Origin of the sequence: Albidovulum sp. (assembly GCF_049646345.1) — a bacterium.
Classification (GTDB): Bacteria; Pseudomonadota; Alphaproteobacteria; order Rhodobacterales; family Rhodobacteraceae; genus Albidovulum.
On the sequence record NZ_JBARVQ010000176.1, the window covers coordinates 1 to 6,237 of the forward strand.

At 62.1% G+C, this 6,237-nt stretch carries 4 protein-coding genes and 1 pseudogene; 1 reads left to right on the forward strand and 4 read right to left on the reverse strand.

What is annotated here, in order from left to right; genetic code table 11:
• From recG to WBB85_RS04410, 4 genes and pseudogenes are all read right to left on the reverse strand, one after another.
• A pseudogene (gene recG / locus WBB85_RS04395) lies at positions 1 to 1,774 on the reverse strand (ATP-dependent DNA helicase RecG); the annotation flags it as partial.
• A complete protein-coding gene (gene ligA, locus WBB85_RS04400; protein WP_432637411.1) occupies positions 1,771 to 3,930 on the reverse strand; it encodes an NAD-dependent DNA ligase LigA in 2,160 nt (719 codons plus the stop codon). The pseudogene recG and the gene ligA, both read right to left, overlap by 4 nt.
• Positions 3,931 to 4,114: 184 nt before the next feature.
• Positions 4,115 to 4,828, reverse strand: a complete 714-nt coding sequence (ctrA, locus tag WBB85_RS04405; RefSeq protein WP_432637412.1) for a response regulator transcription factor CtrA — start codon at positions 4,826 to 4,828, stop codon at positions 4,115 to 4,117.
• 93 nt (positions 4,829 to 4,921) lie between these two features.
• Entirely contained in the window at positions 4,922 to 5,200 is a 279-nt protein-coding gene (locus WBB85_RS04410; protein ID WP_432637413.1) for a DUF1153 domain-containing protein, read from the reverse strand.
• A 121-nt stretch (positions 5,201 to 5,321) separates the two neighbouring features.
• Here WBB85_RS04410 and mnmA point away from each other — a divergent pair.
• The coding region (gene mnmA, locus WBB85_RS04415) for a tRNA 2-thiouridine(34) synthase MnmA (RefSeq protein WP_432637414.1) at positions 5,322 to 6,237 on the forward strand (916 nt) is incomplete at its 3' end.

Here is a 6,237-nt window from a genome sequence, read left to right on the forward strand (position 1 = left end):
GATACATCAGAAGGCAGGTCGATTCCGCAGCGCCCCGCCCGACCCGGCCACGCAATTGGTGCAACTGAGCCAACCCGAAGAACTCGGCCCGTTCAATCACCATGATCGAGGCTTTGGGCACATTGACCCCCACCTCAATCACCGTCGTCGCGACCAGAACCTTGGTCCGCCCCGCAACGAAACCCGCCATCGCGGCATCCTTTTCGGCGGGCGGCATCTGGCCATGAACAAGGCCAACCACGCCCTCACCCAATGTCGCGCGGAGCGCCTTGAACCGTTCTTCGGCCGCCGTCAGGTCAACCAGCTCGCTTTCATCGACCAGGGGGCAGACCCAATAAGCCTGCCGTCCCTCGGCCACTGCCTGCCTGAGATGCCCGACTACCTAATCATAGCGCCCGGCCGAGATCAGCGCCGTCTTCACCGGCTTCCGCCCCGCGGGCTTTTCGTCCAGCACCGAGACATCCATGTCGCCGTATTGCGCAAGGCTGAGCGAGCGCGGGATCGGCGTCGCCGTCATGACCAGCACATCGGCCAGGGCCCCCTTTGCGCCAAGCTCCATCCGTTGCGCCACCCCGAAACGGTGCTGTTCATCGACCACGGCCAGCCGCAGGTCGTGGAAGGCGACATCCTTCTGAAAGACCGCATGGGTGCCGACAAGGATATGGATATCGCCCGCCGCCAGCGCCTTTAGCTTGGCCGCACGCTCCGCGCCCTTGTCGCGGCCCGTGAGGATCTCCAGCACCACGCCCGCATCTTCAGCGAGCGGCCGCAGCCCTTCCAGATGCTGGCGCGCGAGGATTTCGGTGGGGGCCATCATCACCCCCTGCCCGCCAGACTCGACCGCGATCAACAGCGCCATCAAGGCCACGAGCGTCTTGCCCGACCCGACATCGCCCTGCAACAACCGGCTCATCCGTTTGTCCGAAGCCAAATCGGCGGCAATCTCGGCAATCGCGCGGGTCTGGGCGCCGGTCGGGGAATAGGGCAAGGCCGCCAGAACCTTGGCCTGCAAGGCCCCCGTCCCGGCACTTGCCCGCCCCTTGCCGCGCCGCATCGACATGCGGGCGAGTGCCAGGGTCAACTGATGCGCGAACAGCTCATCATAAGCCAGACGCTGGCGCGCGGGCGCTTCGGCGGTGATATCGGTCAGGGTTTCCGGGGCATGGGCGGCACGCACCGCATCGGCCCAGCCCGCCCATTTCTCGCGTGCCTTGAGCCCCGGATCGATCCAGTCCTCAAGGTCCGGCACCCGCGCCAGCGCCGACAGCGTCGCCTTCTGGACCGCGCGCTGTGTCACCCCGGCGGTTAGGGGATAGACCGGCTCAAATTCGGGCAATTCCCCTGCCTCATCGGGGCGCAGGATATGGTCGGGATGCGGCATCTGCGCCATTCCGTCAAACAGCTCCATCTTGCCCGAAATCAGCCGCCTTTGCCCGGTTGGAAGCTGCTTTTGCAGCCAGTCGCCCTTGGCGTGAAAGAAAACCAGCTGAAACTCGGTCTCGGCATCGCGCACAAAGACGCGCGCCGGGCCGCCCCTGCGGCGGGGGGGCACATGGGCGCCAACCTCAACCTCGACCGTGGCCGTCGCAGGCAGGGCCATGCCCTTTATCGTCTGGCGCGGGCGCCGGTCGATCACCGCGTAAGGCAAAGTTAACAACAGATCGCGCGGGCGTTCGATGCCCAGTTGCGCGAAATGTTTCGCCGTCTTCGGCCCGACGCCCTCCAGCGTCTCCAGCTCCGCGAATAGCGGGAAGAGGACGGCGGGTCGGCTCATGCGCCGATCAGCCTCAGCCAGGCATCTTCGTCGATCATCTCGATGCCCAAGGCCTCGGCCTGCTTGGCCTTCGACCCTGCCCCCGGCCCCGCGACCACCAGATCGGTCTTGGCCGAGACCGAGCCCGAGACCTTGGCCCCCAACGCCTCAGCCTGCACTTTCGCCTCGGCCCGCGTCATCTTTTCCAGGCTGCCGGTGAAGACCACAGTCTTGCCCGCAACCGGACTGCCTTCGGTTTTCGGCTGTTCTACCGCTTGCACGTCAAGCTCTGCCACCAACCGGTCGATCGAGGCGCGCTCGGCCTCATGATGGAACGCATTGACGAGCGAGGCCGCCATAACCGCGCCGACGCCGTCGACGGCCAGCAGATCGCCCCATTCCGGCCCCTCACCCACCGTGGCCGCCGTCATCGCTGTCTCGAAGGCTGCCCAGTTGCCGTAGTGGCGGGCGATGAGATTGGCGGAACTGTCGCCGACATGGCGGATACCAAGCGCGAAGATCAAACGGTTGAGTGGGATTTTCCGTTTTTCGTCAATCGCCTGAAAGAGATTTCTGACAGACTTGTCACCGAAGCCGTCACGGTTTTTCAGCTTCGTCAGATTGGCCCCGTCGCGGGCTGCCAGCGTGAAAATATCGGCTGGTTCCCGGATCGGCAGCACCTCATCCGCATGGAACATCTCGATCTGTTTGGCTCCCAGACCTTCAATGTCGAAGGCCCCGCGCGAGACGAAATGTTTAAGCTTCTCAACAGCCTGCGCCGGACAGATGAGGCCACCGGTGCACCGGCGGACCGCGTCGCCCTCTTCCCGTACCGCGTCCGAACCGCATTCGGGGCATGTGTCCGGAAATTGGTAGGGCGCGGCCCCGTCCGGCCGTTTCGTCAGGTCGACATCCGCCACTTTCGGGATCACATCGCCCGCGCGGTAGACCTGCACCCAGTCGCCCGTCCGGATGTCCTTGCCTTCGCGGATCGTGTTGCCCTTGGAATCGCGGCCGGCGATGTAATCCTCATTGTGCAGGGTGGCGTTCGAGACGACGACGCCCCCGACCGTGACCGGCGTCAGCCGGGCGACGGGCGACAGCGCCCCGGTACGGCCCACCTGAATTTCGATCTTTTCAAGCCGGGTCCAGGCAAGTTCCGCCGGGAATTTATGCGCAATCGCCCAACGCGGTGTGGTGGAGCGGAAGCCGAGCCGTTGTTGCAGGCCAAGGTCGTTGACCTTGTAGACCACGCCGTCGATGTCATAACCCAAGGTCGCGCGCGTCTGTTCGATCCCGGCATAGACCTGCATCAGGGCCTTCGGCCCGTCACATTCCTGCGTCAGCGGATTGGTCTGGAACCCGAATGCCTTCAGCCGACCGACCGCCGCCATCTGGGTCCCGGCCAGGGCCTCGGACAATTCCCCCCAGCTATAGGCAAAAAAGCGCAGGGGCCGCGAGGCGGTGATCTTTGCATCGAGTTGCCGAAGAGAGCCTGCGGCGGCATTGCGGGGATTGGCAAAGGTCTTGCCGCCGGTTTCCGTCTGCCGTTCGTTCAGGGCGGCGAAATCGGCGTGGCTCATATAGACCTCACCGCGCACCTCCAGCACATCCGGCGCGCCGGTCAGCGTTACTGGAATATCGGTGATAGTGCGGGCGTTTTCTGTGACATTCTCGCCCGTCTCGCCATCACCGCGCGTGGCGGCCTGAACGAGAATGCCCTGTTCATAGCGCAAGGACAGCGAGAGCCCGTCGATCTTGGGTTCGGCCGTGTAGGTCAGCGGCGCTTCAGGGCTCAGGTTGAGATAGCGTCGGATGCGGTCATCGAAATCCTCGACATCCTCGGGCGCAAACGCATTGCCGAGGCTCAGCATCCGGATCGAATGGCGCACCTTGGCAAAGGTTTCGGACGGGGCTGCACCGACCTGTTGCGTCGGGCTGGCGGCAGTCGCGAGGTCAGGAAAGCGCGCCTCGATCTCTTGCAAGCGCCGTTTCAGCGCATCATAGGCCGCATCGGAAAACTCAGGCGCATCCTCGGTATGATAGGCGCGGTTCGCGCGCGCCACCTCGGCCGCGATGCGTTGCCACTCCACCGCCGCCACGTCTTCCGTCAATGTCTCAACCGGTGCACCGTTGTCCGCTCCAGCCGGTTCCGGCCCCTGCCCTTTGCCCGACATGAAAAACCTCCCCGAAGCCGTCCCCGACAGTGTTAGGGGGAGCGTCCGGAGAGGTCCAGTCTTATAGCGTTTCGGGTTTGTCCTGAAACAGATTTCGAACCTTTTTCGTTCGAAATCTGATAGTTAATTTCTCAACATAAACCCTGAACGCTTTGGTGTCTTGCCTGTGATTCCGTGAGTGATGTCAGGCGCCGACCGCCAGTTTGCGGCTGGTCTCATTCGGGTTGGGTTCGCGCAGCACATAGCCCCGCCCCCAGACCGTTTCGATATAGTTCTCACCGCCGGTGGCTTCGGCCAATTTCTTGCGGAGCTTGCAGATGAAGACGTCAATGATCTTCAACTCGGGCTCATCCATGCCGCCATAAAGGTGATTGAGGAACATTTCCTTGGTCAGCGTCGTGCCCTTGCGCAGCGACAAAAGCTCCAGCATCTGGTATTCCTTGCCGGTCAGATGCACCGGTGTGCCCTTGACCTCTACCGTCTTCGCATCGAGGTTCACGTCGATCATGCCGGTCTTGATGATCGACTGGGCATGGCCCTTGGACCTGCGGATGATCGCATGGATACGGGCGACCAGCTCCTCGCGGTGGAAGGGCTTGGTCAGGTAGTCGTCAGCACCAAAGCCGAAGCTGCGGATCTTGTTTTCGGTATCGTCGGCCCCGGTCAGGATCAGGATCGGCGTGTCGATCTTGGACATACGGAGCTGGCGCAGAACCTCATGCCCGTTCATGTCGGGCAGGTTCAGGTCCAGCAGGATCAGATCGTAATCGTAGAGCTTCGCCAGATCGATGCCTTCCTCACCCAGATCGGTGCAATAGACGTTCAGATTGGCATGGGTCAGCATCAACTCGATACTGCGGGACGTCGTGGCATCGTCCTCAACCAACAGAATTCTCATAAGGCGTACTCCGCGTTAATCCCGTAATTACCCTGACCTTGTCCCAGAATGGTTAACCGCAAGTTACCAGTGCGCTCAGAGGAGCGAAACAATCTAAGGTTGACGGTATTTCTGGATTGCGGTGACCTTCAAGCCCTTTTCGCCATGACGTTCGATCGCCGATCGCCAGATCTCGAACTCCTCTTCGGACAGCGCATAGCGTTCAAGCGCCTCTTTCAGCGGTAAAAGCCCGTAAGCGACGGCCTTGACCACCTTGGCCTTGCGGCTGGCGACCCAACGTCGCGTGGTGGCAGGCGGCAGGTCCGCACGGGTCAGGATTGTCCCGTCCGGCAATGTAATGGCACGTGGCCCGTCGATCTTTTTCAGAAACATGGTCTACCCCTTTGTCTTCACCCGGGGAAAAACCTGCGCCGTTAGCCTTAAGGAGCCGTGAAACCACACCTTGTGAGTATGTAGGATTTTCCTATATTCCTTTGCATCTTCCGGAGGTCCCATGGCGCTTGATGAAAACCTGCCCCTGAACTCGCTTGGCTTTGCCAAATCCCCCGCAGACACGCGGGTTGTGGTGGCAATGTCGGGTGGCGTGGATTCCTCCGTGGTCGCCGCGATGCTGGCCGAGGAAGGGTATGACGTCGTGGGCGTGACCCTGCAGCTTTACGACCATGGGGCCGCTCTGGCGAAGAAGGGCGCCTGCTGCGCCGGGCAGGACATCCATGACGCGCGCCGCGTGGCCGAGGCGATGGGCTTTCCGCATTACGTGCTCGATTACGAGAACATGTTCCGCGAGGCCGTGATCGACGAGTTTGCCGATGCCTATCTGGCAGGTGCGACCCCGGTGCCCTGCATCCGCTGCAATGAACGGGTGAAGTTCAAGGATCTGCTGGCGACGGCGAAGGATCTGGACGCCGATTGCATGGCGACGGGGCATTATATCCAGCGCAAGATGGGGCCGGACGGTCCGGAATTGCATTCGGCCGCCGATCCGAACCGCGATCAGAGCTATTTCCTCTTCTCGACAACTCCCGAACAACTTGCCTATCTGCGCTTTCCGCTTGGCCATCTCGCGTCCAAGGCCGAGACACGGGCTCTGGCGGCGAAATACGGGCTGTCTGTGGCGGACAAACCCGACAGCCAGGACATCTGTTTCGTGCCAAATGGCAACTATGCCAGTGTCATCGAGAAATTGCGGCCAGGGGCGGCCGATCCAGGCGAGATCGTCGATATGGAGGGCAATGTTCTGGCCGAGCATCGGGGTGTGATCCACTACACAATCGGCCAACGGCGCGGGCTGGGGATCGGCGGGCTTGCCGATCCTCTCTATGTGGTAAAGCTCGACCCCGATACGCGACGGGTGATCGTTGGCCCGAAAGAGGCGCTGGCCTCGCGCACCGTGCCTGTGCGTGAGATCA

Coding starts and splice junctions, on each gene's coding strand:
- ctrA (WP_432637412.1), bottom strand. CDS start 4,828: ATGAGAATTCTGTTGGTTGAGGACGATGCCACGACGTCCCGCAGTATC.
- ligA (WP_432637411.1), bottom strand. CDS start 3,930: ATGTCGGGCAAAGGGCAGGGGCCGGAACCGGCTGGAGCGGACAACGGT.
- WBB85_RS04410 (WP_432637413.1), bottom strand. CDS start 5,200: ATGTTTCTGAAAAAGATCGACGGGCCACGTGCCATTACATTGCCGGAC.